Here is a 26,486-nt window from a genome sequence, read left to right as displayed (position 1 = left end):
CAGCCTACATTATACTCTAGTAGGTCCGCGCATTCATTGCACAATTTTCACGCCGATCGCATTGATGCTCCGAAGTATGTCAGCGGGCGCTTTATTATCTGTGATAAGCAGGTCGATGTCTTCTACCGCGGCGAAGGATACCAGGGCGGTGCGCCCGAATTTCGTGAAGTCAGCCAATAATACTTTTTTCTTAGCGGAAAGCAGCATTTGTTTTTTGAGTTCGGTTTCTTCCCGGTTAAGCAGGGACAGGCCCCGCTGCAGATCAATGCCCGTACACCCGATGAAGGCAATATCGGTATTGTACTCCTTCATCATATTGACCGTGCTGTGGTCGGCTATGGTGAAGGTGCCCTTTCGACGAAATCCGCCGAGAACGCACAGCTCAATGCTGCTGCTCTCCGCGAGCTCTGCCGCTATTTTCGTATCGTTGGTTATGACCGTTAACCGGAGATGCTTCAACAATTTTGCTAACTCATATGTGGTGGAGCCGGCGTCTAACAACAGCGTGTGGCCGTCCTCAACCAGATCCAAAGCGCGCGCAGCGATTTGTTCCTTTTCCTCTTGCTGTCTTTGGCGCCTGCCGAAGATCGGCAGCATCGAAAAGCCTTCTTCTCCCAGCACCGCGCCGCCGTGCACCTTTTTTAAAATGCCTCTTTTGTCCAACTTTTCTAAATCATCGCGAATCGTCTTTTCCGTCACCTGCAGCTTCTGGCTCAGCTCGGCCACTTTGACCGATCCGTTGGAATTCAGCATGTCGATAATGATTGATTGTCTTACTTCTGGCAGCATGGGCTTTAGACCACCTGACTCTTTCTTTTGCTAATGTTCGATTAGGTTTTATTTTTATCGAAAATGTTTGATGGTGTCAACTTTTTGTGCTAAATTGGGAATAGAAACCACAGATACCACATAGGATTGACAGTATTGCTGCAATGTGGATCACTAGGCTCCATTACCCGCAATTACATACGGCATGTACGGCTCCGAGTTTGTTAGCTCGTGGATCGCGAATTCAAGAAGGGCGGGACGGCTGCATGAGTTTTGTGTTCATTGATCGGAAACATGCGGAACAACTCAAACATCGCGTAACCGCTGCTGAAGGGATATGGGGTGACGTTCGCGGTCAGCTCCAGCGAAAAGCCGACCAAGCGCTGCTGGCTGGGCCGTGGAGTGTTACCTGCTACGGTGCTGCCGCGCCAAGCGGTGATCCGCATGATTACACAAGTGAGGCACCGTACTGGTGGCCCGATCCAGTGAACCCGGAGGGGCCGTACATTAGAAAAGATGGTGTCACGCGGCATCATAGATTTATGGGACACAGACAAGCGATCGATGATCTGTCGAACACGGTGTTTATCTTATGCATCGCAGGCTATTGCTTGGATAACAAGCGATATTTGTCCCGTGCAGCTGAGCTGCTACGAATGTGGTTTCTGGATCCTGCGACCCGGATGAACCCCCACATCGAATATGGCGAGGCGATCAAGGGCATTTGTTCGGGACGGGCAGCCGGAGTGATCGTACTGCGGCAGGTGGACCGCATTGTTCATGCGATGGGCTTTTTAGGCGAATATGCGGAGTGGCAGTCCGAGCTGGATGGTATGAGGCAGTGGTTGTCACAGATGCTGGATTGGCTGACTACCAGCGAAATTGGAATTGCGGAAAGTAAAGCAGGCAATAACCATGCTGTTTGGTGGGCAACTCATGTGGCTGCATATGCAGCTTTTACCGGCAACGATGAGAAATTACGCCTAGCCGCCGATCATTATAAAAGCGCTATCATTCCTGAGCAGGTTGCACCAGACGGCAGTCTGCCGAAAGAGTTGGAGCGGACCAGGTCGTTCCATTATACGCTATTTAACTTGGATGCCATGGCTCTTCTATGTGAGGTGGCCCATTATCGCGGTGAGAATCTGTGGATGTACGCGACGGAGGATGGCAGAGGTATTCGCCAAGCCATACGCTTCGTTCTTCCTTATCTGGATAACCCGTATTTGTGGCAGTGGCCGCAGATTGACGGCGAAATCCCTAACGAGCATCTGTGCATGCAGCTCGCTGCCATACGGTTGAATATGCCTGAATGCAACGCTGTGAACGTCAAAAGACGGGGGCAAAGCAAGCTGATTATGGACTGTGAAGAAGTGCTCGGCCCGTTAATTTTCCTGCCGGGTAATCCCATCTTGAGGAGCACGGCGGATATAAAATAATAAATTATGATAGGAGCATTGGGACGATGAGAATCGATTTAAGCAATCAAGTATCGTTGGTCACGGGATCGAGCGGAGGTATCGGGCGTGCCATAGCCCTCGAATTGGCGGGGTGCGGTGCGAAGGTGATAGTTCACTATCTGGGCAACAGAGAGGGTGCTGAGGAGACGGTAGCCGCGATTCGCGATGCCGGAGGGGAAGCGGTTTCAGTCCAGGCGGACGTCACCGATTTGGAGCAGATTCAAGCCCTTGTCAATCAATCCGAGCAAGCCTTCGGCACAGGGATCGATATACTAGTAAATAACGCCGGCAATTTAGTTGAGCGTCGAACCATCGAAGAAATGAGCTATGATCTGTATAAAAATATTATCGATGTCAACTTGACCTCTACTGTATTTGTGACGAAGGCTGTGATCCCGGGCATGAAAGCTAAGGGAGGCGGCTCCATCATTAATATGAGCTCACTTGCGGCACACAACGGCGGCGGTCCGGGCTCCGGGATCTATGCTGCATCCAAGGGGGCCATCCTGACTTTGACCAAAAGCTTGGCCAAAGAATTGGCTCGACATGCCATTCGGGTGAACTGCGTCGCGCCCGGCTTCATCGAAGAAACCAAGTTCCACGCAACATTCACCTCTGCGGAAGCAAGATTAGCCTCCATCGCGGGAATCCCCCTTGGCAGAAGCGGAGTTCCGCAAGACATCAGCGGCATTGTTGCGTTTTTCGCCTCGCCGTTCAGTGCCTTCGTCACAGGTGAAACGTTCGAAATCAACGGCGGTAACTACATGCGCTAAGAGACCGCTCCACCGACCTGCCTATTCGGCAGGTTTTTCTACGTAAAGCGAAGCAATCAAGGAGGATGTGGCCATGAAGCCCAAAGTGTTAGTGTTGCCGCCCCAGCCGCTGCTGGACAATATTTGCTCAGCCCGCTGCCGTGAACTGCTCGAGAGCGAATTTACTGCCGTTTGGAATCACACCGGTCAAAACTTCAGCGAACAGCAGCTCGCGGAATGCGTCGGTGGAGTGGACATTGTCATCACAAGCTGGGGATCGCCGGCTATTACAGAGCGCTTAATCGACATTGGAGGAGACTTATATGCCATCGGCCATGCTGCCGGCAGCGTCAAAGATATGGTGCCGAAATCCGCCTTCCAAAAAGGGATCCGAGTGTTCTCCGCTAACTCCCGAATGGCGCGGACGGTGGCGGAATACTGTCTGACCGCCATCATGACACTGTTTCGTCCGCTGGTCCGCTATGACTCCGAGGTCAGACAGGGAAAATGGAAGCCTTTTTCATTCCGGGGCCGGGAGCTTGGCGGCAGCACGGTCGGCATTATCGCCGCGAGCGCAGTAGCGCTTCAATTTATCAAACTGCTCAAGCCTTTCGGTGTGCAAATCTGCTTGTATGACCCTTACATCACGGAGGCGGAAGCAGCGTCCCTGGGAGCGGTTAAGTGCACGCTGGAGGAGGCTATGCGGTGCCGGATTGTCTCGGTCCACGCCCCTTCCCTGCCCGCCACCGCAAATTTGATAACGAAGGAGCTGCTTAGGCTCATCCCGGAAGGTGGCGTCTTTCTCAACTCGTCGCGTGGAGCTGTGGTGAGTGAAGAGGGCTTGACGGCTGAACTGCAGACCGGCCGGTTTCAGGCGGTGTTGGATGTGTACGTGGAGGAGCCGCTTCCTATGGATCATCCGTTGCGGAAGCTGGATAACGTGCTGCTAACCCCCCACATCGGTGCCGAGACCGTGGAAGGGCAGAAGGATTACATGGAGTTGATCCTGGAAGATATTCTGCGTGCGAGGCGAGGGGAGCAGACTTTCTATGAGGTGTCGGAACGAATGTGGGATATGATGGGTCATCCCGGGCCCAAGCGCAGATCGTAGCCCTGCGGATATGGCATGTGTGATATAATGATTATTAAAAATGCCATGAAGTTGGTGCCATTTATGGGGTGAACAATGAAAGATTACCTGGATTTACTACAAGATATTTTGGAGAACGGTACGGAGAAGGCGGACAGGACGGGTACCGGGACGATTTCCGTGTTCGGGCGCCAGCTCAGGTTTGATTTGTCTCAAGGTTTTCCGCTTCTGACCACAAAGAAACTGCATGTCCGGTCGATTATACACGAGCTGCTCTGGTTTCTGAGCGGAGATACGAATATCCGGTATCTGCAGGAAAATAAAGTGACGATTTGGGATGAGTGGGCCGATGAGCACGGTGACTTGGGGCCTGTCTACGGTTCGCAGTGGCGAGCCTGGCCCTCTCCGGACGGACGTTACATTGACCAAATCTCGCAGGTGCTGCAGCAAATAAAAAACAATCCGGATTCGCGGCGACACCTGGTTGTCGCATGGAATCCGGCTGAGGTGGACCGTATGGCGCTGCCGCCGTGCCACTATGCATTTCAATTCTATGTCGCGCACGGCAAACTCTCGTGCCTGTTTAACATGCGATCGGTGGACACGTTCCTGGGACTGCCGTTCAATCTGGCAAGCTATGCGTTGTTGACACATATGCTGGCTCAGCAGTGTGATTTGAGCGTGGGCGAGTTGATTTGGACCGGAGGCGACGTGCACCTCTACTTGAACCATGTGGAACAGGCCAAGCTGCAGCTCACGCGCGCGCCTTACCAATTGCCGACTCTAACGATAAAGCGCCAGCCGTCATCCATCTTCGACTATAAATTTGAAGATTTCGTTATTGAAGGTTATGTCAGTCATCCTGGTATAAAAGCTCCGATTTCGGTGTAATAACAAAGGAGAGCATGGCAGAGCGTAAGGCTTACATCGAAAGGAGATTGGAATGTGATCATTTCTATGATTGTGGCTATGGATGAGCAGCGCGGCATCGGTATTAACAACAAGCTGCCGTGGCGTCTGCCGGAGGATACCGCTTTTTTCAAGAGAACTACCATAGGGCACACGGTGTTGATGGGACGTAAAACATTCGAATCGATAGGCAAGCCGTTGCCGAAGCGGACCAATGTTGTTTTAACGAGGGATAGAAGCTACAGAGCGGAAGGCTGCGAGATGGTTTACTCCGTGGATGAAGCGCTTGAACGTTACCGCAACGGGGTGCCGGACGATGAACTGTTTGTCATCGGCGGTGCGGAAGTGTACAAGCTGTTTATGCCGCACGCGGCTAAGCTGTATGTGACGGAGATTGCCCATCGTTTTGGAGCGGATACCTTTTTCCCGGAGATTGATTCTTCGCTGTGGAAAGTAACGAATAGACAACAAGGCGTGAAAAATGAGAGCAATCCTTACGATTATGAATTTGTGATATACGAAAGACTGCCCTAGGATTAAGCAGTAACACAGCGGAGCAGTCGAAACCGGGTGACGCGGACATCGCGTTTCCCGGTTTTTTTTGCCAGAGCATGGTTTACCAGCCGGCAGTTTCAATGTTAAGCTGATATCGATCATGTGAAGGACGGTGTATCCATGTGAGTAGGGCCTCCCTGTTTGAAATACTGAGGGTTTCTTTCATGCTCGGGTTGACCTCCTTCGGCGGACCGGTTGCACATCTGGGCTATTTTCGCGAGGAGTATGTGCGCAGGAGACAATGGATCGACGAGCGGAGCTATGCAGATTCGGTGGCTTTATGTCAATTTTTGCCGGGTCCGGCGAGCAGTCAGGTTGGGATTGGAATCGGGTATCGGCGCGGCGGCATTCCCGGGGCGGTGTTGGCTTGGCTTGGTTTTACTTTGCCATCGGCATTGGCGTTGGCCTTGTTTGCTTACTTGTGTCAAGGCTGGGACGTTACGGACGCAGGCTGGATTCACGGCCTTAAGCTGGCGGCAGTGGCTATCGTGGCTCAGGCTGTGTGGGGGATGGGCAAGAGTCTCGCGCCAAACGGGGGACGCGCTGCCATAGCAATTGTCACCTGCGCTGCAACTCTGCTGGTCGGCTCAGCCTTAGGGCAGATTGTGCTGATCGCCGCTGCGGGTCTCGTGGGTATGATCTATTATAAGGACATCAGTGACACAGACAGCACTACCGCAACGTCATCCCCAGCGCCGCACGCTAGGCTGGCAGCCGGCTGTTTATTCCTGTTTTTTGGTTTACTGGTCATTCTGCCTGTGCTAAGGAACATGTTCGCCTCGCCGTGGCTCGCTATCTTTGACAGCTTTTATCGTTCGGGTGCACTGGTGTTTGGCGGCGGGCACGTGATGCTTCCTCTGCTGGAGAAGGAGGTTGTGCCTGCGGGCTGGATGACCGAGGCGCAGTTCCTCGCTGGATATGGTGCAACACAAGCGATTCCGGGTCCTCTCTCGACGTTTGCCGCTTATTTGGGCTTTATGATACATGGCTGGGGCGGAGCAGCCGTGGCCACGATCGCGATTTTTTTGCCTGCTTTTCTGCTCGTGATGGGGGCATTGCCGTTCTGGGATGTTCTGCGCCGGCAATCACAGGTCAAGGCGGCACTGACGGGTGTTAACGCAGCGGTGGTAGGTATACTGTTGGCCGCGTTGTATGATCCGGTGTGGGTGAGCGCCGTGCGTGGGCCGGAGGATTTCGCGCTGGCGCTTGCACTGTTCGGCGCGCTCGTGTTTTGGCAGCTCCCGCCGTGGACAGTGGTGGCTGCAGCAGCGGCCGGCGGAATGCTGTTTACGCTGTATTAACGATTTGGACTTTTTTGACCTGTTACCGCTCCGCCCCGTTTGGGGTAATGTGTCATAATCGGGAACGGTAGAAAGCGGCGATTGCAGAAAAGGTGTGAATTTTTCACATTTTTTGTAACATTTCGACTGTTCGTGCCGTTTTATATTGGTAGCCATCGATTTTTGGGGAAACGAGGGAATACGATGAGAAACATGTTTCTAAAAATACTGTTCTCCTGCGTGGCGGTGGGTGCCGCGACTACAGGCGTATACGCTTATTCCATTTACGATAAAACCACGCAGGCCATTCAAAGAGTAGGCACGGCGCAAGAGGTGCCTGAGGCGGAATCGGCGAAAGTCAAGCCATTGACGCTTTTGTTGATGGGCGTGGACTACCGTAACGAAACCGCCAGCCTGAACACGGATGTTATTATGCTGGCAACAGTCAACCCGGAGAACGGTTCGGCCACTCTCGTTTCATTGCCGCGTGATTTGCAGATGGCTCCCAAAGGACTGCCTTCCAGAAAAGCGAACTATTATTATCCTTATTTCAGTTTACAAGATAAAGAAACAGCCTTCGCCAACACAAAAAAGGTGTTCAGCGATCACATGGGCGTGCCGATCGATTACATGGCAACGGTCGACTTTGAAGGCTTCCGTCAAGTAGTGGATCTGATGGGCGGATTGACGCTGAATGTGGACATGGATATGCGTTACGTAGACCGCGCGGATGGTACGGACATTAGTTTGAAAAAAGGCGTTTGGAAGCTGAACGGCAAGCAAACGTTGGATTTCGTACGTTATCGGAAGTCGAACCGGGGTACGGAAGAGTCCAGTGATTCACAGAGAAATGCAAGGCAGCAGCAGGTGCTGAACGAGCTGATGAATTCGCTGAAAAGCACAGGCGGTGTGGCCAAGCTGACAGACATAATTGAAACGGTAGGAAATCACATACATACGGATATACCGTCACAGCAGATTAAGAATTTAATGGTGGAGTATTTTGACATTCGCCCTGATAACATAAGATATATTCATCTCGATGGGGCGTGGGAAAGCCCGTATATCGTAGTTAAGGATGAGGATATGGATCAGGCCCGCATGGCTTTGAAACAACAGCTGGGTCAAGAGGTCATGACGGTGGACGCGGGTGCCGGCGCCGCTAAGGACGACGAAAGCGGCGGTTCGAGCACCGGTTTGGGCAAAGTCGGTTCCGGAAGCGCGGGCATCAGTGCAGGCGGGAGTACGAAGGCCGGAGGCACTGGCACGAACGCAGGCGGCAGCCAGCGTGAAGCGGGCGAGGGCACGAGCAGCCGCAGCGGCCGGAGTGAAGCCAGCGCCGATGCCAGCGGTGCAGGCGGCCGGAGTGAAGCGGGCGCCGGTGCAAGCGGTGCAGGCAGCCGGAGTGAAGCGGGCTCCGGTGCAAGCGGTGCAGGCAGCCGGAGTGAAGCGGGCGCCGGTGCAAGCGGTGCAGGCAGCCGGAGTGAAGCGGGCGCCGGTGCAAGCGGTGCAGGCAGCTGGAGTGAAGCGGGCGCCGCTGCAGGTGCAGGCAGCCGGAGTGAAGCGGGCCAAAGCACGAAGAGCGGCAGCGGCCGGACTGAGGCTGGCCAGCGCACGAGCAGCGGCGGGAGCCGCCAGGGCACTGATGCAGGCGCGGGCACGACTCGAAGCGGTGACGCTGGCAAAAGTGACACAGGCGGCACAGGCGGCACGAGCGGCACAAGTAGGGGCAGCGGCACGGGATCGAGCACCAGTCCAAGCGGAGGCAGTGAGAACGAAGCGGATAATGTGAGTGAAACGGATAGCGTGAGTGAATCTGTCTATGAGCGCGGCGGCAAGCGCGTGCCTGCCAGGTAGTCGCCAGCTGTCAGCCAAACTCATGATCATCAAAAAAACACGGCAGCAGCCGTGTCTGAGAGCGGCGGACACGCTTCGGTGATCCGTCGTTTTATTTTTTCTGCCATTACAAGGCTTGAGTCAACTGGTAGGCAGCGATGAGAACAAATGTAAGCAGTGTAGCGCCAGTGGCATAAGATAACGGTCGGCGATAGTTACTAAACATGGTCAGTTCTCTCCTTTGCAAATGAAAATTCGGTGTTCCAAATCCATGCAAACACTGCGCGAATAACAATTCTTATTTTACAACGTGATTCGGCGTGGCGGTGTTAAACTTTCATTAAGCTGCGCCCAGACCTCTCAAAACCTATTAACCGGAGGGCGACTGTTAGAAACGCTGTGTTTCTTTCTATTCAGCCATAAGCCTGCCAACTTGCGTTAACGTTTGTGCTACAATAAGGGGTGAGAGCGGCTACAGGGGAGCAAGGGAGGAGTGGCCATGCCCAGCGAAATAGAAGGCAGCATTGCGTGGAATGAACGCGGGGCGGCGCAATTTCGTAAAAGAGTGAGCGGTGCGGAATTGCCCTCCTTTTTACGTTCAATCCAGCTGCAGGGGTTGGGAACGAACGATTTATTGTTCCTGTGTATCGGCACGGATCGGTCAACGGGCGACGCATTGGGGCCGATGGTGGGCACGATGCTGCAAGAGGCTGGCCACACCGATGTGATAGGGACACTGGAATATCCGTTGGATGCGGGAAATTTTACCGAACGGATTACTCAGATACCGCCGGGCAAAAAAGTGATAGCGATAGACGCATGTCTCGGACAGCCGGCCTCCTTAATGTGCTATCAGGTGTCGAATCAACCGTTGGAACCAGGTAAATCCATGAATAGGCAGCTGCCCACGGTAGGCGATTACTCCATTGCGGCGATCGTGAATGTCGATAGCGGTAACAAGTACTCGATTTTACAGAGCACATCGTTGTACAGAGTGATAAGCATGGCCAAGGAAATTGTGACAGCGGTCCAGGCCGTGTTTCCTTGCCAGCAGAACAACATAATTGACACGCTCACACAATATCCAACAGGAGATGAACTATGAGAGGCGGTATACATTGGGGCACCAGCCAAACTCTGCACAGCCGGGGTAAGGCGAGCCTCAAGGAAGTTTCCATTCGGCGGATTTACGGCTTGTTTCATGATTACCGCTGGCAGTTGGCCGTAATTGTAGCGCTGGCGTTGGCCGGGGCGGTCATCGGACTAATTCCACCGCTGGTCATGAAAGAAGTCATCGATACAGCTATTCCATCCGGAGATAAAAAGCTGCTGCTGCAGTTGATCGCGATGCTGGTGCTGCTTCCGCTGGCGAGTGGACTGCTGGGGGTATGGCAAAACCATCAGAATACGAAGGTCGCACAAGGTGTGATGCGTGATTTGCGGCGGTCCCTTTTCGCTAATCTGCAGCGGCAGTCGATGCGTTTCTTCACCGATGCGAAGTCGGGGGAGATCATCCAACGTCTGACCGGAGACGTACAGGCGGTACAAAATGTAGTCACAACGCTGGTGGTGTCGGCTGTCACGCAAGCGGTCGTTGTAGTGACGACCATCATCATCTTATTTGCGCTGGATTGGCGGTTGGCTGTTTTGGCTACCGTGATTTTGCCGTTGTTTATTTTGCCGGTCCGCAAAGTGTCACAGCTTCGTAAACAGCTTCGGGCGGAGACACAACGGGTACGCGGTGATATGGCTTCACAGCTGGGGGAAATCTTTGGCGTATCCGGGGCGATGTTAACGCGGATTTTTCAGCAGGAGCCGCAGCAGGTGAAGCATTTTGCGGAGATGAACGAGAAGGTGATGAATCTTGAACTGCGCTTGAATCTGGTTGGCAGATGGTATGGCATGGTGCTGGGGGTGTTAGGTCCGTTAGGTACGGCACTTATCTTTCTGTACGGTGGCTGGAACGTCGTGGAAGGTGTAATGACCATAGGCGAGATTGTGGCATTCACGGCCTATTTGGGCCGGTTATACGGGCCGGTCAGCACGCTGCTTAACCTGCAGGTTGAAGTAGCAACCGCCCTTGGGGTGTTTCAGCGCATTTTCGAATACCAGGACTTGGAGCCTGATGTGGCGGATGTGCCGCACGCTGCTTCACTTCCGCGTGTGGGGGGCGAAATTGCGTATCACAACGTATCTTATAGGTACGGGCAGGACAAGTACGCGCTGCATGACGTGTCGTTCACTGCACTACCGGGAGAGGCAGTCGCCATTGTCGGACCAAGCGGCGCCGGTAAATCGACCTTGATCGGTATGCTCGCGCGTGTGATTGATCCTACTGAGGGGATGGTCACCCTCGACGGCCGCAATGTCAAGGATGTGACCCTGTCATCGCTGCGTGCACAAGTGGCTTTCGTCACCCAGGAGTCGTTCCTCTTCCATGCCACTGTGGGGGAGAATCTCCGGTTCGCCCGGCCGGACGCGACCGATGAAGAGCTGATGTCGGCCTGCCGTAAGGCCCACATCCATGAGACCATCGCTGCCATGCCGCAGGGGTATGACACGATGGTCGGAGAGCGCGGCCATCGTCTCTCCGGCGGAGAGCGGCAGCGGCTCGCGATCGCGCGGGCGATTCTGAAGGACCCGCGCATCTTGGTGCTTGACGAAGCGACCTCACATCTCGACTCCGAATCGGAGTCGTTCGTGCAGGCGGCGCTGGAGGAATTGATGCGTGGGCGGACCACATTGGTCATCGCCCACCGGTTGTCTACGATCCTGTCGGCGGACAGGATCATTGTGCTGGCGGCCGGCCGCGTGGTCGAAGTTGGCCGGCATGCGGAACTGCTGGAGCGGGGAGGGCTGTATGCCCGTCTTTACCGCACGCAGTTCCCGGTAACCCTGGTGTGATCCGCTCACCCCAGGGCTTTTTTGCGCCTGTCCGGACGCGCTGTGCGCCTGTCCCGCCCGGTCCACATGCCGCACGCCACAGCATCACTCCGCAGCACCACGCCAAAGCATCACGAACGCAGCATTACGCTGCATTAGCACGCCACAGCATCACGAACGCAGCATTGCGCCGCAGTGTACGCCACAGCATCACTCCGCAGCATCACGCCGTAGTAGCACGCCACAGCATCATTCCGCAGTAACACGCCACAGCAACACGCACAGCATCACGCCGCGGCATCACGCCGTGGCCTTCAGGCCTACAATCCCGGTCATGATACACAGCAGAAACACCAGTCTGAGAACTGTACGCGGTTCACCGAAGAAGAACATGCCCACAATTACCGTCCCCAACGCGCCAATGCCTGTCCAGACCGCGTAGGCCGTGCCCATTGGTAACGATTTAAGTGACAGCGACAGGAAGAAAAAGCTGACCACCATTCCGGCCACGGTGAGTAAGGATGGGCAAAGTCGCGTAAAGCCGTGCGTATATTTGATACCGATCGCCCACACAATTTCAAATAATCCTGCGATGAATAAGTAGAACCAAGCCATGTTGTGCTCTCTCCTTATACTCCTGTGGCTTTCCGATTGTCAGTTCCGCCCGAGGCCTTTATGCCCTGCCAATAAATACGCCAAATGCTTTGCAATCTTTGTTCGAAATCGGCGCGGGCGTAATAAAACTGCTGGATGAACGCGCCGTCAAGCAGACAATAAAATGATGCGAGCAAATCCTCGCTGCGCTGCTGACGGATGCTGCCGTTTCGCATGCCTTCGGTGAAAATGTTAGCCAGTATCGAGGACAACGCCGCCTCGGAAACAGCGAACCGCGCCCGTAGTTCCGATTGCAGAGCTGCGGGAGGAAAAAGCATGGCCCTCTTCAAGAAGGTGATCCCTTCCTCGCCCAGCAAATAGCTTTGGCTTGCATCCTGAAGAATAGTGTACAACCGTTCTTCTATAGACATATTACCAAGCAACTGCTCCAACCCACGTATCCTCGTCAGCTGCTCTTGCAGCAAATCTTCGAACACTGCCAGAAACAATTGCTCCTTGCTGTTGAAGTGCGCGTATAAAGAGGGTGTTTTAATGCCGACGGCTTTGGCGATTTCCGATAGGGGAGTGGCCTCATATCCGAATTGAGCGAACAGGCGCAGTGCGGCTGCCCGGATTTTGTTTGCAGTCAATGCAGGTTCTCCCTCCCCAGACAGCTTTGAGCTAACTAACGTTAATTAGGGCAGGTTTTATTGTACCTTGCCGGTTGCTTTGAAGCAACCTAATTTTTACAGCATACGTGTGAGCTGATGCGCTGGATATGCTGCCTGCAGGCGAGACTAACCCGGCTCAGCGGAATCCGCCTTGTTTTGCGGACAATAGCGCGGCTGCGTGGGTGTAGTGCCACGTTGTCTTTCGTTTTCTTTGTGAACCCGCTCGTCCGTCAAGGAAAAAGGAGAGTCAATCTACTTGACGGGGATGTTGAATGCGCATCGGGATGATTATTCCGTTCCTGCCACTGTATGTCCAAGAGCTGGGCATATGAAAGAGGCTGCGCTTTGGTCAGCGATGATCTTTGGCGTCAACCGTTTGATGATTGCACTGGTATCCCCGTTCTGGGGAAGATTTTCTGCCAGTAAAGTGCGGGGCGCGTTGCAGACAGTAAAGTGCTGGGCGCGCTGCAGACAGTAAAGTGCTGGGCACGCTGCAGACAGGACAGGTGCCAGGCAGCTGCGCGGAGGCTTGATGGCGGAATGGCTGGGTATGCGTAATTCATTTTTCTTCACAGTTTTTTATATTTATGGCAGCGGTTCTAGCGTTTCTCGGTGTGAAGGAGTCGCGGCAATATTCGAAATTTAAATTCACTTGGCCCTCGCCCGCGCCCGCAAGTACCGCGCCTCATCATTGCGGCCCTTGTTTTTCCTACACTTTCTAATGCTGGCGGCTCAATGCAAAAAGATCGCACAGGGCCACACGGCAAGCGGAAAAGCTTCTGTGTGAACCGTGTCGTCCATCCCAGTGAAGAAAAACAAGCCTGGTCCGCGACGGCCAGGCTGTTTTGTATGTAACTCCTGTTTTTTATGCTTGATTTTGGCCTCCATTGCCTTGGGGAGCATTCTCCATGAAGACTTCGGCCGCTTCTTCGGCGGAAAGCCTTTCTTCGGCATCCGGTCCAGGCAATCTGTTTAGCTCTGTGGACTGCACGTCGGCTTTCGTTACCTCGTTTTCTGCATTGGCCTCGTTGGGATTCGCCATTTTGACACCTCCCTCCTCATCGGAAGCTGACCTCATCGTGTAAATTTCCCTGAACCGGAAAATTTTATGCAACCAGGACTGATGTGTCTCCTTCACAGCATGCGTATCGCGCCGCAGCCACGCGCCCATCATGACAGTGCATCGCTGCATGAGTCGGTGACTGCGTTAACTCGGCCACGACTACATTACTGCGGACGTGAATACAAATTATTCCAAAAATAACAAAAATGTTTCATACATTCACCACCTGGTTTATATAATAGCTATTACATGTTTAATCTCTCATCAAGGGGTGGACTAATGCGACTTGTAACTCATGTGAATTATGCCGATCCAGATGGACAAATATATTGTTGTCTTCGGAATAAACTGGTTAAGCTGGATGAGTTTCAGATGGAACGATTCTGTTATGGATGCAAAATGTTTGCTGGTACAGCAAAAGGCCGAGGCGTAGAGTGTATATGGGCGGATATGCGCAACGTGAGCGAACCACATCTCGTTCATGACCCGGTCCGTGAATTTGCCATGAATCAGATACGCGCAATAGTACAACCATGCAGCAGCGTTAGCGCGGGATCCTTCTAAAGTCATACGTGTGTACAGCAAAAATGCAGCCCGTCTCGTTAAGAGCAAGCTGCATTATTTTTTTACTCCGGTATTACGATTTCAATTGCGCGAATGGCGGGTGAGGTTTACTTACCGCCTCCGCCTTGCTGCTGCTGCTGCCCGCCGTCGCCGCCGTTACCGCCACCACCGCCGTTACCGCCACCGCCGTTACCGCCGCCACCGCCGCCTTGCTGCTGGTCGCCGCCACCGCCGCCGCCATTGCCGCCGCCGCCGTTATCCTCACCACAAGCTGCAATGCTCAAAACTAATGATGCTGCCACAATTAAAGCTGCAATTTTTTTCAATTTCATCCTGACATTCTCCTTACGACTGTAATTATTTACACAGGTAATGTTTCTCATCTGCTAAATAAATATTCGCATTGGGAAATTTTTCTTTACACTCGCTTTCATTGCGTCAAATCCCACAATTGTTTGCCGATGAGGATGGTCGTAACGGATATAAATAACGGTTTGACATAAGCTGCACCATGGCGTATAGCCAAGCGGGATCCTATCAGAGCACCCGCTATCATTGCCGCGCCCAAAGTCAGACCATAGCCGATATGCACCGATTTCAACAGCAAGAACGATATTAGACTGGCGAGATTGCTCGCCATATTAAGCACCTTCGCGTTCGCGGACGCGCCCACAAAATCGAAGCCAAGCAAAAGAAACAAAAACAGCAGAAATGATCCGGTACCAGGACCAAAAAAACCATCGTAAAAGCCGATTACCACCGCCGCCGCGCCCACTGCCACACGGGTACTCATTTTTGCCGGCCGAGGTCGGGCTGCGGCACCCCAATTTTTTTTCATCAATGTGTAAATCAATAGAAGGGCAAGCAGGCAGATTACGAGAGGCTTCAAGAATTCAGGGGACAGCAAGTGTACGGTATAGGTGCCAAGTACGGCTCCTACGAATGAAAGCGGGAAGAGGGCGAGCACGAGCTTGGCGCTGATTTTGCCGGAGACTAAAAATGACAGGGTGCTGGTCAAGGAGGAGAAGGTGCTCCCCAGCTTGTTTGTGCCAAGCACCATAGCCGGCGGCAGACCGGTTAGCATGAGCGCCGGCACGGAGATTAAGCCGCCGCCACCTACCACGGAGTCAATAAAAGCAGCAACGAAGCCGGCTGCAATCAGAAATAAAAATACATCGGTCGACGGCAGTTCCATATGGTCATCACCTTCACTGAATAATGGTTTACAGAATACAGCCTAGTATATAAAATCCACATCCTTTAGACAACACAAAAGAATTCAACTGCCTGGCTGAAAGCGCATTCCCAATACGCGCCGATTCATGATAGAATGAGCAGGAAGTAAAACTCAGCTGGAAAGGTGTGTTGACAATGATTCGTAAGCTCGAGCACATTGGCGTTATGGTGAAAGATATGGATGTGTCAATCGACTTTTACACTGAGGTGCTGGGAATGCGCCTGGTACAACGAACTGCGCTAAAAGATGGCGTAGAGCTGGGTTTCTTGTCTTTTCCGGATTCAGAGCATGTCCAGATTGAATTAATCGGACGCGGTCATGACGGCCTGCCGGACAACGGCATTGTCCATCATATTGCATTTACTGTGAGCGATATTCAATCGGAAATAGACCGCCTCAAGTCGCTCGGCGTAAAGTTGATGGATGAAACACCGCGCACGATTTTGGAAGGCGATCTGATTGCTTTCTTCTTTGGGCCTGACGGGGAACGTTTGGAATTTTTCCAGCCGGCCGCCCACTCCTGAGCCTAAGCTTGTCCAAACAAACTTGTGCGGCTTTGCGCATGATACATACTATATGCTCACAATGAAAGGGGGAGCCGGGTTGACGCGGAAAATCGTTGCACTGCAAGCTTTAACCGATGAGCACGTAGAGCAAATACGAGTGGTTGCTCCGGAGTGGGAATTGATCCATGGGAGCAACAGGGAATTGATGCTGCCTCATTTGAAGGAAGCGGAAATACTGCTGGGTTGGAGCTCTGCCGCCGCAGACCAGTGTATTCAGCCGGACTCCAAGCTCCGCTGGGTGCAGAATTGGAACGCGGGCGTCGACCGACTTCCACTGGCCTCCTTTGCAGCCGCGGGCATATTGTTAACCAACGCGAGCGGCGTGCACCCCTATCCGATCTCGGAAACGGTTATGGGAATGCTGCTGAGTTTAACACGGCAGCTGCATCAGTGCATACACAATCAACGCCAGCGCAAATGGGCCAGGCTGGGGGAACTCCATGAAATGCATGGTAAAACCGTGGGCATTGTCGGCGTGGGCGCTATCGGTTCGGAAGTCGCGAGATTGTGTAAAGCATTCGGCATGCAAGTGCTCGGAGTACGCAGATCCTACGCCGTCGCCGAGTACGTGGACTCCATGGTGACGCTGGATGGTTTGGACGAGGTGCTGCGCGCGAGTGATTACGTAGTTGTCACCCTGCCGCTAACCGAGCAGACGAAGCTGTTAATGGGGCGTACTCAGTTCCGCACGATGAAACCGTCCGCTTACTACATCAATATTGGCCGAGGCGGCACCACGGATGAAGCCGCGCTGATTGAGGCGCTATGCAGCGGTACGATCGCGGGTGCGGGGTTGGATGTGTTTGAGGTGGAGCCGCTGCCTGAGAACAGCCTGCTGTGGCAGATGGATAATGTTATAATTACTCCCCATAACTCGGGCTCTACCGTACACTATAATGACCGTGCGATGGGAATTTTTCTGAATAACTTGCGCGATTACACGGAGGGCAAGGAGCCTCAGCACAACAGGGTGGATCTGCATCGTCAGTATTGATAACGGCTAACGCAGATTCTGAGTCAATAATACGAGGTACAGAACGAGTTACAGCGGTACGGCTATAGCCGTCGGATAGGGTGCCGCCGATCGGCTTCAGCCTCCGAAGGATTCCCGAAATGCTTTGGCAAGCCGTGCCGGCTCTACTGCCCACAGCTCCGCCAATTCAGGACAAACGTTCTCTTCCCACCAGTCCGACAGCAGTTTACGGTTACTGCCGTGCTCAACGATCCATAGCAAATTCAGGCAAACCTTTTTAAAATACAGCTGCTCCGCCTGTTCGACCAGTTCAGGGGAGATCCACTTGTTTAGTTTTTTACGGGTTCGATACAACTCACGGCTGCAGGAGCGCCGTATTTTGCGGGCGGTGGGCAATTGTTGCTTATGCTTTGCTTCTTTGTTCAAAGGATGCATACGCGCATCTACTCCTTCCTGCATTAACGTATGCGGCGGATACGCCTGAGGCAACCGTGCACACGGAAAAGGCCCAAGCTTCACGGCTTGGACCTTTTTCTAGCAGTGCGAAACATCGCAGCGGAATTGAGCCGCGCACGGCCATCTTTGCGCCGGTCGTACCCCGCCGCTGCAGAGCGCTGCGCTGGCCACGCGTGCGGCGCACACGGCCATGGCTGCGCCGGTCGTGCTCGGCTGCTCGAGAGCGCCGCCCTGGCCACCCGCGCGCATGCACACGGCGATGGCTGCACCGGCCGCGTGCCCGGCCGCTGGTGCTCGGGCCACGCGTGCGCCGCACACAGCCATGCGCCCGTGCCGGCCGCCGCTCAGTCGACAACAATGTATCCGATCATCGGTCCGTTATGGGCGATGTCGGGATGTGCCAAACAGATGATACGGTACGTCCCCGGCTTGTCCGGGCGAAAGGTCACTACCGTTTCCTTACCTTTTTTGACCTCACCCTTCACATTCAGGCCGTCGATAATGAATGGATGGCTTGCCCCATTCACGCCAAAAATACTAAGGTTGACAGTCTCTCCACGCTTAACATGAATTGTACCGGGGTCCCAACGATACGCTTCGATCGTTTTGCCGTCCGTGCCTGTTGATTTAAATTCCCCGGTGACCAAGTGTATCGTCCTCGCAATTGCCGGGGATTCGCTCATTCCGGCCGCTGTTTCCGCCGCCATTTTATACTCCTTCGCGCTGTATCCCCAATACCAAGCTACACCGACGGTGCATATTGCTGCTGCAGCGATAAGCACCCATGCTCGCGCCTTTTTTTTACTGATCACAACTACTTTCGTCACCTTGCTCCCACCTTTAGCGTGTTTATATTTATTTGTATGCGGCGGCTTGTCTCTTAATGCCAGGGGAGCGTGCGCTGGTTGGAATAATAGCAACTATGATAGAATACAGATGGTAGATATAAAGCGGGCTGATCCCGGACTGAGAGAGGAAGAGGCTGGAATCATATGAAAGAGTTAGTGCATGGTGCAATGTCGTTCATTGAAAATTTGGGTGTATGGGGAATTTTGATCGGGCTGATGCTCGAGGTCATCCCGAGCGAGCTTGTGCTATCTTATGGGGGTTATCTCGTATCGCAGGGTCGCATTTCACTGGTTGGCGCGGTCATTTTCGGAACTATCGGCTGTGTGCTGCAGCAGATTATTCTGTATTGGATCGGGAAGTATGGAGGTCGGCCGTTCATAGAGAAATACGGGAAATATCTATTATTGAAAAAGCATTATATTAATATTGCGGAAGGCTGGTTCCAGAAATATGGCGCGGGCATGGTGTTCACCGCCAGATTCATACCGGTTGTGCGGCAAGCGATCTCGATACCTGCCGGTATGGCCAGGATGTCTATGCTAAGATTCATTTTTTACACTACCTTGGGCACGATACCTTGGGCTATCTTGTTTGTGTATCTCGGACGCACTCTTGGCGCGAACTGGGAGCAAATAGATCAATTAGCGGCTCCGTATGTGAAGCCTTTTATTATCGCGGCCATCCTGCTGACGGTGCTGTATGTCGGATACAAGCTGCTGGGTCGTAAAAAAACCGCTTGACCCTACCCGACCGGCTCGTTGCCTACGCTATGGCAATTGGTTACAATGAAACATATCTGACTATAGTAGGAGGTTTTTTCCATGGGCAAAAACCTGTCCAACAAGCTTGGCAAAGGCTTGACGCCGCAGCGATTTATTGACGGCATGACGAAAAACAAGGAAAAATTTCAGGAATGGTATGACCGCTTCCAGTGGGAGAACGAAGAAGACAAGGAGTTTTTCGAGTCCTTGAATAACCGGGATGACCTGCGCTGCCTCATTCTCATGGCCGACTGGTGCGGCGATGTTGTGCGCAATGTGCCCGTTGTGTTTCGCGCATTGGAGATCTCCGGCATACCGACGGAAGTATTGATTAAAGAACAGCATCCGGATGTGATGGCCCAATTTTTAACCGGCGGCGGAGAGGCCATACCGATTGTTATATTTACTGATTTCAGCGGTTTGGTGCTGGGGCATTGGGGACCACGGCCAGCCCATGTGCAGGCGGTAATGACGAAGTTCAAGCAGGAGAATCCCGACCGTGAGGCGGCGGATTACAACGACAAGATTCAGGTGGCGCGCCAGGAGATGGCTCGTCAATACGGCGAAGGTACCGAATACCAGACCGTTATCGTGAAAGAGCTTCGCGACCTGTTGTCCTCGTTTTAAGGCGGTTGGAGCGCATGAACTTAGACGGCATCAAAATTGAAGGAATGCCACTCGGCCCGCTGCAAACCAACGCATATTTGCTATCCAAGCCCGAAGAGAATGTCGGTGTGATCATTGATCCCGGCATGAATGCCAAAACGCTGATAAAGCGAATCGAAGGTATGAGGATCGAAGCGATACTGCTTACTCACGCGCATTTTGATCATATCGGCGGCGTTGATGAAATCCGAAAGCTGAAAAATTGTCCGGTCTACCTGCATGACGCGGAAGCGGATTGGCTGACTACCGCAAAGCTCAACGGTTCGACGGAATACCCGGAACTCGGAGGCCCGATTGAGACTGAGCCTGCGGAATACGGTCTGGATGAAGGTCAGGTGTTAAAGCTGCTTGGCCATGAAATTAAAGTCTTTCATACACCGGGCCATTCTCCGGGCAGCGTGAGCTTTCTTCTTGGCTCGCATCTGTTCGGCGGCGATGTACTGTTCCGGCTGTCGGTAGGAAGGACCGACCTCAAAGGCGGAAGCAGGGAGGTGCTGCTTGAGTCGATTCATGGTAAACTGTTCAAGCTGCCGGACGAGACGGTCGTTTACCCTGGCCATGGCCCGAAAACTACGATCGGCTACGAGCGGGAACACAATCCCTACGTGTGACAATTCAGTCGGAATCGCATTCACACACAATTCAGTGCTAGAGAAAAGCTTCGCACATTGATGTTAAACCAAGCTCAATGTGTGGGCTTTTTTTAATTCGTCCGCCGGCACGTTATGTGCGCTCCATGATGTCCCTATGTTTAAAGGTGCCAGGTGCTCCCGTGGCCGGTCCTTGTTATTCCATGCATTGCAGTACCAGCCCGATGATCAACATCAGTGCGGCGGAGGCGAAGAAAAAATAGCCAAAATAACGGATCGGTTGTGGTGTGAAACCTAACTCGGTTTTCGCTTCAGGCGGCAAATGCTCAGTTTGCTGCGTGCTAGCGAATTCAGCCTGGATGTATTCGGCATCTTCTTCGACGGCCACCGGGGGCGGTGTGTCGTATTTTGAATTTCCCACGCGCGTCCCTCCTAAAAAGTAAAGTGAAGTCGGATATTTTTTGTAACCGCTTTCTATCTTAGTGAAAAAAATACCAGTGCAAACATGGCACTCATCATTAGCCGGAATTTTTGGAATACATTGTAAAATTTATATATATATGACGCTGCGGATCGGTAAAAAGTTGCGGCATCCAGAAATAAAGATACGAGTCCAATTTGATACGCGTAGGTGAATACCGTGCTGCTGTTAGGTGGAGCCCCATAGACTGTTGGTGTGTTCAACTGGAACATGTGCCTGACATTCTATGGAGGTGTCCTTCTTTGGAACATGACAAACTGTCGCACGAAATATAGATTTACAAATTGTTCATATCCAATTAACACATGGTTGATATTCAATCGGTATGCTTTATCTGCAAATACATATTCGTTCCAGGGAGGTTTTATCATAGCATGGCAAAGGTCATGGACCGACGTACTTTTTTATCTTATCTGGGCACGGGAGCTGCGGCTTTGGCAGCGGCATCCGCAGGCTTGGGAACGCTAGAGGGCAAGGCATCAGCGATGTCTCCGACGGCCGATCATCTGTTCGGCTACGGTACGAACAAAGTAAGCGGCTTCTTTGAGCCGATCGAAGCGAGCAAAGAGGACGCGCTGGTGCTGCCGGCGGGCTATAAATACGATGTGGTAGCGGCTTTTGACGACATCATTAACCCAGCGGGAGATAAATTCGGGCAGAATTCCGATTACAACGCTTATTTTCCAATTGAAGGATCTAATACCCGCGGTTTGCTGGTGAATAACCATGAAGCGACCAACATTTTCGCACTCGGGCCCGTGAAGGACGGAAAATTAACGCAGCAGCAAGTCAATAACGATTTGTACTATCAAGGCATGTCCGTTATCGAGGTGTTCCAGGACGGAACGGGGACATGGAAAATGGATGTCACTTCAAAACACGCGCGCCGAATCAACGGTTTTTCACAGTTTGAGCTGACAGGCCCTGCTAAAGGTATCAAAGCATTGAAAGGGGCGTCCAAGGTCCAAGGCACTTTTGCCAACTGCTCGGGTGGTGTCACCCTCTGGAACACGGCTATGTCCTGTGAGGAAAATTTCAGCGAGACCGCTGAGGCTGCCGGGCTGGAGCAGACGCACTACGGCTGGGTGGTCGAAATCGATCCTTTCGATGGCAGCTTTTTGAGAAAGCATACGGCGCTTGGCCGGTTTAATCACGAAAACACCGCGATGGGCCTTGCAAAAGACGGCCGCGTGGTCGTATACATGGGCGATGATAAGAAGGACGCCTGTGTTTACAAATTTGTTTCGAGCGGCAAGTATGTTCCGGAAAGAGGGCGCGCAAACTCCGATCTGCTTGCCGAAGGCACATTGTATGTTGCCAACTTAAAATCCGGCAAATGGATAGCTATGACCTATGACGCGGTCTCCAAAGCTCTTTCCGACGAGAAGTTCAAAGTACCTTCAGGTGTGGACGGCAAAAAAGAAGATGTGATCAAAAAATTCAAAAGCCAAGGCGATGTCGTGACTTACTGTCATGAGGCGGCAATGATCTTGGGCGGTATGCCGACTGACCGTCCGGAGGACATTGAAATTTCTCCGTTTGATAATACGGTATTTATTTGCCACACCAATAACGACTCACACGGAAACGTGCACGGCCATATCACCAGAATTTTCGAAAAAGACAACGACCTGGGCGGAACCGAATTTGATTTCGAAATCTTCGTCGCAGGCGGACGGCAGTCGGGCTTCAGTTCCCCGGATAACTTGGCGTTCGACTCCAATGGTAATCTGTGGGTGGTGACGGATATTTCCTCCAGCAGCCACAACAAAGGGGTTTATCAGTCGTTTATGAACAATGGTCTGTTTGTCATCCCTACCGCGGGTCCAAGCAAAGGCGTTGCGATGCAGTTCGCTTCGGGACCGGTTGAAAGTGAGTTGACGGGGCCGTTTTTCACGCCGGATGAGCGCACGCTGTTCCTATCCGTACAGCATCCCGGGGAAGAAACGGATGATCTGAATAAGCCTAGCAGCCTATGGCCTCATCGCCCCGGCGATACCAAGCCGCGCTGCGGAGTTGTTGCGATCAGTGGATTTAAACTTGGGTAAGCCCACTCACGGAAAGGAGAGCTTGACATGCCATTTGGAAATATAGGTGTAGGCGGTCTTATTGTCATTCTGATTATTGCGCTTATCGTGTTCGGACCATCGAAATTGCCTGAGCTTGGCCGTGCGTTTGGCCGTACGCTGGGCGAGTTCAAGAAGGGCACACGGGATTTGGTGAACAATGAGGACGATAATGTAGAAGATATGAAAAAGGCGGAAGAGGTTAAACCCCAGCCTCTGGCGGCGGACAAACGGTAATTATGGCTGACATTGCAGACACAAAGTCGCCGAACGAAACCGTGATCCTGCATCTGGAAGAGCTGCGCAAACGGATTATCATCACGCTAGCGGCATTTGTCGTCACGTTTTGTGCGTCGTTTATTTTTGTAAAAGATATTTATCGCTGGCTGGTTCGGGACGTTGAAGGCAAGCTCGCTATTCTGGCTCCGTCGGACGTCATATGGGTCTATTTTTTGCTCAGCGGCGTTGTTGCCATTGCGTTAACGATGCCTGTGCTGGCTTGGCAGAGCTGGCTGTTTGTGAAGCCCGCTCTAAAGGCGCACGAATACAAGGCCACGAAGTCGCTGATCCCTGCGTTAGCGCTGCTGTTCATCATCGGTATATGCTTCGGCTACTTTATCATTTATCCTATGGTGTACTCGTTTTTGGAGACGATGGCAGGCGATTTCGAAACTATGTATACAGCCGAGAAATACTTCACATTCATGGTCAACATGACGGTGCCGTTCGGTATACTGTTTGAGATGCCGGTGGTGGTGATGTTCCTGACACAGATCGGAGTGTTAAACCCGGTCAGGATGGCCAAAATTCGTAAGCTGTCGTATTTTGTGCTTGCGATCACGGCTGTTACGATCACACCGCCCGATATTATTTCGGATATCTTGGTCATTATTCCGCTTTTCCTGTTGTATGAACTGAGCGTCTCGCTATCGAAAGTTATTTACAGGAGACAAAATCACACGCTGTGACTTATGACGACGAGATGCAGCACGCAGCATGGCTGTAGTGTAGTACACCTGGACGAGATGCAGCAGCATAACGTGGTTGTAGCGAGCGCGTTGAGGCATAGCAGTACGCAGGCCTGTGCGTGCACGTGGACGAGACGAAGTAGTATAACGCGGCTGTAGACGGGCACGTTGAGGCACAGTAGAACTGCGCGGCTGTCGCGTACGTGTATGAGGCAGTACGTCACACTAAAAACAATGTCCGATTAGGGCATTGTTTTTTTGTTGGCTGCGTGTGCGACAGGCGGTTAGCTTGCTTTTAGCGCGGGAATGTTAAATAATATTTGGAGGATCGCGTGAACATATTGGAAGGGAATGACAGTCATGAACGACGTTATCAAGCTTCTCACCAATCATAGATCTATCCGCAAGTACAGCGAGCAGCCGGTCACAGACGAGCAGCTCGAGTCAATAATATCCGCCGCACAAGGTGCTTCTACTTCGAGCAACATGCAGGCATACAGCATTATTCGCGTGACGGACCAGGACGTAAGACAGCGATTGTCCGTCTTGGCCGACAACTACTCTTACGTGATGGAGTGTCCGGTATTTCTTGTTTGGTGTGCCGATTTATACCGGCTCCGCCAAGCGTATCAGCAGCATGGGGACCCCGAACAGGGCTACTTTGGCACGATGGAAAATTTGATCGTAGCGACAGTGGATGCGACCTTAGCGGCGCAAAATGCCGCGGTTGCGGCGGAATCCATGGGAATGGGCATCGTCTACATCGGCGGTATTCGCACGAATATTGCTGAGGTGGCAGAGCTTTTAAAGCTCCCGAAGTATGTGTACCCCGTGTTTGGCATGTGCATCGGCTATCCCGATCAAGCGCCGGGCCTACGTCCACGTTTGCCGCGTGAAGCGATTCTGCATGAGAATACATACCAACCCGACAAATTACCGGCCCCTCTCGCAGATTATGACCACACTATGAAGGAGTATATCACCCGTCGCACCGACGGAAAAAGAACCTCCACCTGGTCGGAGGATATGGCCAATAAGCTAAAAGCGCCGGCCCGGATGCATATGCTGCGCTTTTTGGAGAGTCAGGGGTTCTTAGAGGACCAAGAGGATTTAGACAAATGATGAAAATTTGCTGTGACCATCGGTAGGCAGTTGACGCCGGCCCTGGGCGCGTACAACAAAAAAACATCCCAGACCATTTTGATATGGTTTGGGATGTTTTTTTGCCTGCCGTTGCTTGTGATGCTTCAAGTGAACGGCTGGTGGTACGCGGCATTCTATATCGGCTTACCAGCCTCTTTTATACTGAGTCGGAGCCTCGAGTTCCAAACCTAATTGTTTGGCTGCGGTACGCGGCCAGTATGGGTCTCGCAGTAGTTCTCTGGCGAGGAACACCAGATCAGCGCGTCCGTTCGCTATAATTTCCTCGGCCTGCTCAGGTTGCGTGATGAGGCCCACCGCGCCTGTGGCGATGTCGGCGGATGCCCGTATTTTATCTGCCAGAGGTACTTGATAGCCCGGATAAAGCTCTATATCGGCAGGAACAACCCCGCCTGAGGAGCAATCCACCAAATCTATGCCCTGTGCCTTCATCTGTTCAGCGTAATAAATAAAGTCCTCTATTTGATTGCCTTGCGGGTGATATTCATTCGCGGAAATTCTCACAAACAGCGGTCCCGACCATACGGCACGGATAGCGTCGATAATTTCCCGCAGGAAGCGATATCTGTTCTCCCGTGCTCCTCCGTAGTCGTCCGTACGGCGGTTGGCCAGCGGCGATAAGAACTCACTGATTAAATAACCGTGTGCGCCGTGGATCTCCAGGCAATCAAAGCCGGCCTCTTTTGCGCGCAGAGCCGCTTGAACAAAGGCTTGTTGAGTGGATTTGATCTGCTCGAGCGTCATCTCCTGTGGAGTCTTCGAGCTGTCATTGAATGGAATGGCGGACGGTGCGATTATCGGTCCTTCCAGCACTGCTTTTCGCCCGGCATGGGCCAACTGAATCCCGATTTTCGAACCTTGGCTTTGAACGAGTTGAACAAGCTCTTTCAGTCCGGCTATGTGCTCGTCACTCCAGATACCCAGGTCTTGTGGTGATATGCGTCCTTGAGCCGTGACGGCTGTAGCCTCCACAATAATCAACCCCGCTTGGCCGACGGCTCGTGCCGGATAGTGAATCTTGTGCCATGGCTGCACCATGCCGGATTGATCCATGCAGGAGTACATGCACATGGGTGACATAACAATGCGGTTCTTCAGTGTCATCCCGTTTAATGTGATTGGCGAAAATAGTTTCATTCTAGCTCTCCTCCATCCTATTAGACAAAACCCCATAACTATTATAATCCTTTTGTTTCCAATTAGCACGCAGTATGCACACAACCACATAGCGGCGGCTGGAGCTAATCACGTGCTGGAGCGGCGCGAAAAGGACACGGAAATCCCCGG

At 52.6% G+C, this 26,486-nt stretch carries 28 protein-coding genes; 18 read left to right on the top strand and 10 right to left on the bottom strand.

The genetic code is table 11. The features are described from left to right. Nucleotides 1-33 precede the first annotated feature (33 nt). The gene (locus CBW46_RS11140) at nucleotides 34-789 is read right to left on the bottom strand and encodes a DeoR/GlpR family DNA-binding transcription regulator (protein WP_089200093.1); all 756 of its coding nucleotides are present in this window, start codon (nucleotides 787-789) and stop codon (nucleotides 34-36) included. Between the two features lie 245 nt (nucleotides 790-1,034). Here CBW46_RS11140 and CBW46_RS11135 point away from each other — a divergent pair, with 245 nt between their 5' ends. The 9 genes from CBW46_RS11135 to CBW46_RS11095 all read left to right on the top strand — a co-directional run bounded on the left by CBW46_RS11135 (nucleotide 1,035) and on the right by CBW46_RS11095 (nucleotide 11,554). Continuing rightward, nucleotides 1,035-2,207: an alginate lyase family protein gene (locus CBW46_RS11135; RefSeq protein WP_165842272.1), complete on the top strand. Its 1,173-nt coding sequence runs from the start codon at nucleotides 1,035-1,037 to the stop codon at nucleotides 2,205-2,207. A gap of 26 nt (nucleotides 2,208-2,233) precedes the next feature. Beyond that, nucleotides 2,234-3,001, top strand: a complete 768-nt coding sequence (locus tag CBW46_RS11130) for an SDR family NAD(P)-dependent oxidoreductase (protein ID WP_089200091.1) — start codon at nucleotides 2,234-2,236, stop codon at nucleotides 2,999-3,001. Between the two features lie 73 nt (nucleotides 3,002-3,074). Then, nucleotides 3,075-4,091: a hydroxyacid dehydrogenase gene (locus tag CBW46_RS11125; protein ID WP_089200090.1), complete on the top strand. Its 1,017-nt coding sequence runs from the start codon at nucleotides 3,075-3,077 to the stop codon at nucleotides 4,089-4,091. A 75-nt stretch (nucleotides 4,092-4,166) separates the two neighbouring features. Further along, the gene (gene thyA / locus CBW46_RS11120; RefSeq protein WP_089200089.1) at nucleotides 4,167-4,961 is read left to right on the top strand and encodes a thymidylate synthase; all 795 of its coding nucleotides are present in this window, start codon (nucleotides 4,167-4,169) and stop codon (nucleotides 4,959-4,961) included. 54 nt (nucleotides 4,962-5,015) lie between these two features. Then, nucleotides 5,016-5,513 (top strand): dihydrofolate reductase, encoded by a 498-nt coding sequence (locus tag CBW46_RS11115; protein WP_089200088.1) that lies wholly within the window; start codon nucleotides 5,016-5,018, stop codon nucleotides 5,511-5,513. 137 nt (nucleotides 5,514-5,650) lie between these two features. After that, nucleotides 5,651-6,835 carry a chromate efflux transporter gene (gene chrA, locus CBW46_RS11110; RefSeq protein WP_279386465.1) on the top strand — a complete coding sequence of 395 codons (1,185 nt, stop codon included), beginning with the start codon at nucleotides 5,651-5,653 and terminating at the stop codon, nucleotides 6,833-6,835. Between the two features lie 183 nt (nucleotides 6,836-7,018). After that, the gene (locus CBW46_RS22060; RefSeq protein ID WP_279386463.1) at nucleotides 7,019-8,671 is read left to right on the top strand and encodes an LCP family protein; all 1,653 of its coding nucleotides are present in this window, start codon (nucleotides 7,019-7,021) and stop codon (nucleotides 8,669-8,671) included. Nucleotides 8,672-9,149: 478 nt separating this feature from the next. After that, nucleotides 9,150-9,755: a spore protease YyaC gene (yyaC, locus tag CBW46_RS11100; protein WP_089200086.1), complete on the top strand. Its 606-nt coding sequence runs from the start codon at nucleotides 9,150-9,152 to the stop codon at nucleotides 9,753-9,755. Beyond that, nucleotides 9,752-11,554, top strand: a complete 1,803-nt coding sequence (locus CBW46_RS11095; RefSeq protein ID WP_089200085.1) for an ABC transporter ATP-binding protein — start codon at nucleotides 9,752-9,754, stop codon at nucleotides 11,552-11,554. The genes yyaC and CBW46_RS11095 overlap by 4 nt, the downstream gene beginning before the upstream one ends. A 279-nt stretch (nucleotides 11,555-11,833) precedes the next feature. On the opposite strand, the gene sugE is transcribed toward CBW46_RS11095, so the two are convergent. The 5 genes from sugE to CBW46_RS11060 all read right to left on the bottom strand — a co-directional run bounded on the left by sugE (nucleotide 11,834) and on the right by CBW46_RS11060 (nucleotide 15,620). Then, entirely contained in the window at nucleotides 11,834-12,148 is a 315-nt protein-coding gene (gene sugE, locus CBW46_RS11090) for a quaternary ammonium compound efflux SMR transporter SugE (RefSeq protein WP_089200084.1), read from the bottom strand. 14 nt (nucleotides 12,149-12,162) lie between these two features. After that, a complete protein-coding gene (locus CBW46_RS11085; protein ID WP_089200083.1) occupies nucleotides 12,163-12,777 on the bottom strand; it encodes a TetR/AcrR family transcriptional regulator in 615 nt (204 codons plus the stop codon). A gap of 886 nt (nucleotides 12,778-13,663) precedes the next feature. Then, nucleotides 13,664-13,840, bottom strand: a complete 177-nt coding sequence (locus tag CBW46_RS21285; protein ID WP_165842271.1) for a hypothetical protein — start codon at nucleotides 13,838-13,840, stop codon at nucleotides 13,664-13,666. Nucleotides 13,841-14,532: 692 nt separating this feature from the next. After that, a complete protein-coding gene (locus CBW46_RS11065) occupies nucleotides 14,533-14,757 on the bottom strand; it encodes a hypothetical protein (protein WP_089200079.1) in 225 nt (74 codons plus the stop codon). A gap of 98 nt (nucleotides 14,758-14,855) precedes the next feature. Then, nucleotides 14,856-15,620, bottom strand: coding sequence for a sulfite exporter TauE/SafE family protein (locus CBW46_RS11060; protein ID WP_089200078.1), 765 nt, complete (start codon nucleotides 15,618-15,620; stop codon nucleotides 14,856-14,858). A gap of 176 nt (nucleotides 15,621-15,796) precedes the next feature. On the opposite strand from CBW46_RS11060, the gene CBW46_RS11055 reads away from it, so the two are divergent. Together CBW46_RS11055 and CBW46_RS11050 are read left to right on the top strand one after the other, a co-directional pair. Next, complete coding sequence (locus tag CBW46_RS11055; protein ID WP_089200077.1) at nucleotides 15,797-16,186, top strand: VOC family protein; 390 nt, start codon at nucleotides 15,797-15,799, stop codon at nucleotides 16,184-16,186. A gap of 79 nt (nucleotides 16,187-16,265) precedes the next feature. Next, entirely contained in the window at nucleotides 16,266-17,222 is a 957-nt protein-coding gene (locus CBW46_RS11050) for a D-2-hydroxyacid dehydrogenase (RefSeq protein ID WP_243633265.1), read from the top strand. Between the two features lie 96 nt (nucleotides 17,223-17,318). On the opposite strand, the gene CBW46_RS11045 is transcribed toward CBW46_RS11050, so the two are convergent. Both CBW46_RS11045 and CBW46_RS11035 read right to left on the bottom strand, forming a co-directional pair. After that, nucleotides 17,319-17,636, bottom strand: a complete 318-nt coding sequence (locus tag CBW46_RS11045; RefSeq protein WP_089200076.1) for a dehydrogenase — start codon at nucleotides 17,634-17,636, stop codon at nucleotides 17,319-17,321. A gap of 365 nt (nucleotides 17,637-18,001) precedes the next feature. After that, complete coding sequence (locus tag CBW46_RS11035) at nucleotides 18,002-18,364, bottom strand: cupredoxin domain-containing protein (protein WP_089200230.1); 363 nt, start codon at nucleotides 18,362-18,364, stop codon at nucleotides 18,002-18,004. A 285-nt stretch (nucleotides 18,365-18,649) separates the two neighbouring features. Between CBW46_RS11035 and uptA the strand changes: the two genes are divergently transcribed. From uptA to CBW46_RS11020, 3 genes are all read left to right on the top strand, one after another. Next, nucleotides 18,650-19,246 (top strand): undecaprenyl phosphate transporter UptA, encoded by a 597-nt coding sequence (uptA, locus tag CBW46_RS11030; RefSeq protein WP_089200074.1) that lies wholly within the window; start codon nucleotides 18,650-18,652, stop codon nucleotides 19,244-19,246. An 81-nt stretch (nucleotides 19,247-19,327) separates the two neighbouring features. After that, nucleotides 19,328-19,894 carry a thioredoxin family protein gene (locus tag CBW46_RS11025; protein ID WP_089200073.1) on the top strand — a complete coding sequence of 189 codons (567 nt, stop codon included), beginning with the start codon at nucleotides 19,328-19,330 and terminating at the stop codon, nucleotides 19,892-19,894. Nucleotides 19,895-19,908: 14 nt separating this feature from the next. Then, the gene (locus CBW46_RS11020; protein ID WP_089200072.1) at nucleotides 19,909-20,544 is read left to right on the top strand and encodes an MBL fold metallo-hydrolase; all 636 of its coding nucleotides are present in this window, start codon (nucleotides 19,909-19,911) and stop codon (nucleotides 20,542-20,544) included. 175 nt (nucleotides 20,545-20,719) lie between these two features. On the opposite strand, the gene CBW46_RS11015 is transcribed toward CBW46_RS11020, so the two are convergent. Beyond that, the gene (locus CBW46_RS11015) at nucleotides 20,720-20,944 is read right to left on the bottom strand and encodes a hypothetical protein (protein WP_089200071.1); all 225 of its coding nucleotides are present in this window, start codon (nucleotides 20,942-20,944) and stop codon (nucleotides 20,720-20,722) included. Between the two features lie 434 nt (nucleotides 20,945-21,378). Between CBW46_RS11015 and CBW46_RS11010 the strand changes: the two genes are divergently transcribed. The 4 genes from CBW46_RS11010 (at nucleotide 21,379) to nfsA (ending at nucleotide 25,160) form a co-directional block, all read left to right on the top strand. Then, nucleotides 21,379-23,052 carry a PhoX family protein gene (locus CBW46_RS11010; RefSeq protein WP_243633264.1) on the top strand — a complete coding sequence of 558 codons (1,674 nt, stop codon included), beginning with the start codon at nucleotides 21,379-21,381 and terminating at the stop codon, nucleotides 23,050-23,052. A 27-nt stretch (nucleotides 23,053-23,079) separates the two neighbouring features. Then, nucleotides 23,080-23,307, top strand: coding sequence for a twin-arginine translocase TatA/TatE family subunit (gene tatA, locus CBW46_RS11005; RefSeq protein WP_089200070.1), 228 nt, complete (start codon nucleotides 23,080-23,082; stop codon nucleotides 23,305-23,307). A gap of 2 nt (nucleotides 23,308-23,309) precedes the next feature. After that, nucleotides 23,310-24,038, top strand: coding sequence for a twin-arginine translocase subunit TatC (tatC, locus tag CBW46_RS11000; RefSeq protein ID WP_089200069.1), 729 nt, complete (start codon nucleotides 23,310-23,312; stop codon nucleotides 24,036-24,038). Between the two features lie 360 nt (nucleotides 24,039-24,398). Beyond that, a complete protein-coding gene (gene nfsA / locus CBW46_RS10995; protein ID WP_089200068.1) occupies nucleotides 24,399-25,160 on the top strand; it encodes an oxygen-insensitive NADPH nitroreductase in 762 nt (253 codons plus the stop codon). A gap of 165 nt (nucleotides 25,161-25,325) precedes the next feature. Here the strand turns inward: nfsA and namA are convergent, their stop codons facing one another. Further along, complete coding sequence (namA, locus tag CBW46_RS10990) at nucleotides 25,326-26,336, bottom strand: NADPH dehydrogenase NamA (protein ID WP_089200067.1); 1,011 nt, start codon at nucleotides 26,334-26,336, stop codon at nucleotides 25,326-25,328. Between the last annotated feature and the right edge of the window lie 150 nt (nucleotides 26,337-26,486).

Origin of the sequence: Paenibacillus xerothermodurans, from assembly GCF_002220865.2 — a bacterium.
Taxonomy (GTDB): Bacteria; Bacillota; Bacilli; order Paenibacillales; family NBRC-103111; genus Paenibacillus_S; species Paenibacillus_S xerothermodurans.
Note: the sequence above shows the minus strand (reverse complement) of the source record. Positions and strands in the feature narration are given on the sequence as shown.

Bases quoted from the DNA above. Each gene is read 5' to 3' on its own strand.
- CBW46_RS11130 (WP_089200091.1), top strand. From the start codon at position 2,234: ATGAGAATCGATTTAAGCAATCAAGTATCGTTGGTCACGGGATCGAGC.
- CBW46_RS11140 (WP_089200093.1), bottom strand. From the start codon at position 789: ATGCTGCCAGAAGTAAGACAATCAATCATTATCGACATGCTGAATTCC.
- uptA (WP_089200074.1), top strand. From the start codon at position 18,650: ATGAAAGAGTTAGTGCATGGTGCAATGTCGTTCATTGAAAATTTGGGT.
- sugE (WP_089200084.1), bottom strand. From the start codon at position 12,148: ATGGCTTGGTTCTACTTATTCATCGCAGGATTATTTGAAATTGTGTGG.
- thyA (WP_089200089.1), top strand. From the start codon at position 4,167: ATGAAAGATTACCTGGATTTACTACAAGATATTTTGGAGAACGGTACG.
- CBW46_RS11020 (WP_089200072.1), top strand. From the start codon at position 19,909: ATGAACTTAGACGGCATCAAAATTGAAGGAATGCCACTCGGCCCGCTG.
- CBW46_RS21285 (WP_165842271.1), bottom strand. From the start codon at position 13,840: ATGGCGAATCCCAACGAGGCCAATGCAGAAAACGAGGTAACGAAAGCC.
- CBW46_RS11025 (WP_089200073.1), top strand. From the start codon at position 19,328: ATGGGCAAAAACCTGTCCAACAAGCTTGGCAAAGGCTTGACGCCGCAG.
- namA (WP_089200067.1), bottom strand. From the start codon at position 26,336: ATGAAACTATTTTCGCCAATCACATTAAACGGGATGACACTGAAGAAC.
- CBW46_RS11095 (WP_089200085.1), top strand. From the start codon at position 9,752: ATGAGAGGCGGTATACATTGGGGCACCAGCCAAACTCTGCACAGCCGG.
- CBW46_RS11060 (WP_089200078.1), bottom strand. From the start codon at position 15,620: ATGGAACTGCCGTCGACCGATGTATTTTTATTTCTGATTGCAGCCGGC.
- CBW46_RS22060 (WP_279386463.1), top strand. From the start codon at position 7,019: ATGAGAAACATGTTTCTAAAAATACTGTTCTCCTGCGTGGCGGTGGGT.
- tatA (WP_089200070.1), top strand. From the start codon at position 23,080: ATGCCATTTGGAAATATAGGTGTAGGCGGTCTTATTGTCATTCTGATT.
- yyaC (WP_089200086.1), top strand. From the start codon at position 9,150: ATGCCCAGCGAAATAGAAGGCAGCATTGCGTGGAATGAACGCGGGGCG.
- CBW46_RS11125 (WP_089200090.1), top strand. From the start codon at position 3,075: ATGAAGCCCAAAGTGTTAGTGTTGCCGCCCCAGCCGCTGCTGGACAAT.
- CBW46_RS11035 (WP_089200230.1), bottom strand. From the start codon at position 18,364: ATGGCGGCGGAAACAGCGGCCGGAATGAGCGAATCCCCGGCAATTGCG.
- CBW46_RS11135 (WP_165842272.1), top strand. From the start codon at position 1,035: ATGAGTTTTGTGTTCATTGATCGGAAACATGCGGAACAACTCAAACAT.
- CBW46_RS11010 (WP_243633264.1), top strand. From the start codon at position 21,379: ATGGCAAAGGTCATGGACCGACGTACTTTTTTATCTTATCTGGGCACG.
- CBW46_RS11045 (WP_089200076.1), bottom strand. From the start codon at position 17,636: ATGCATCCTTTGAACAAAGAAGCAAAGCATAAGCAACAATTGCCCACC.
- nfsA (WP_089200068.1), top strand. From the start codon at position 24,399: ATGAACGACGTTATCAAGCTTCTCACCAATCATAGATCTATCCGCAAG.
- tatC (WP_089200069.1), top strand. From the start codon at position 23,310: ATGGCTGACATTGCAGACACAAAGTCGCCGAACGAAACCGTGATCCTG.
- CBW46_RS11055 (WP_089200077.1), top strand. From the start codon at position 15,797: ATGATTCGTAAGCTCGAGCACATTGGCGTTATGGTGAAAGATATGGAT.
- CBW46_RS11065 (WP_089200079.1), bottom strand. From the start codon at position 14,757: ATGAAATTGAAAAAAATTGCAGCTTTAATTGTGGCAGCATCATTAGTT.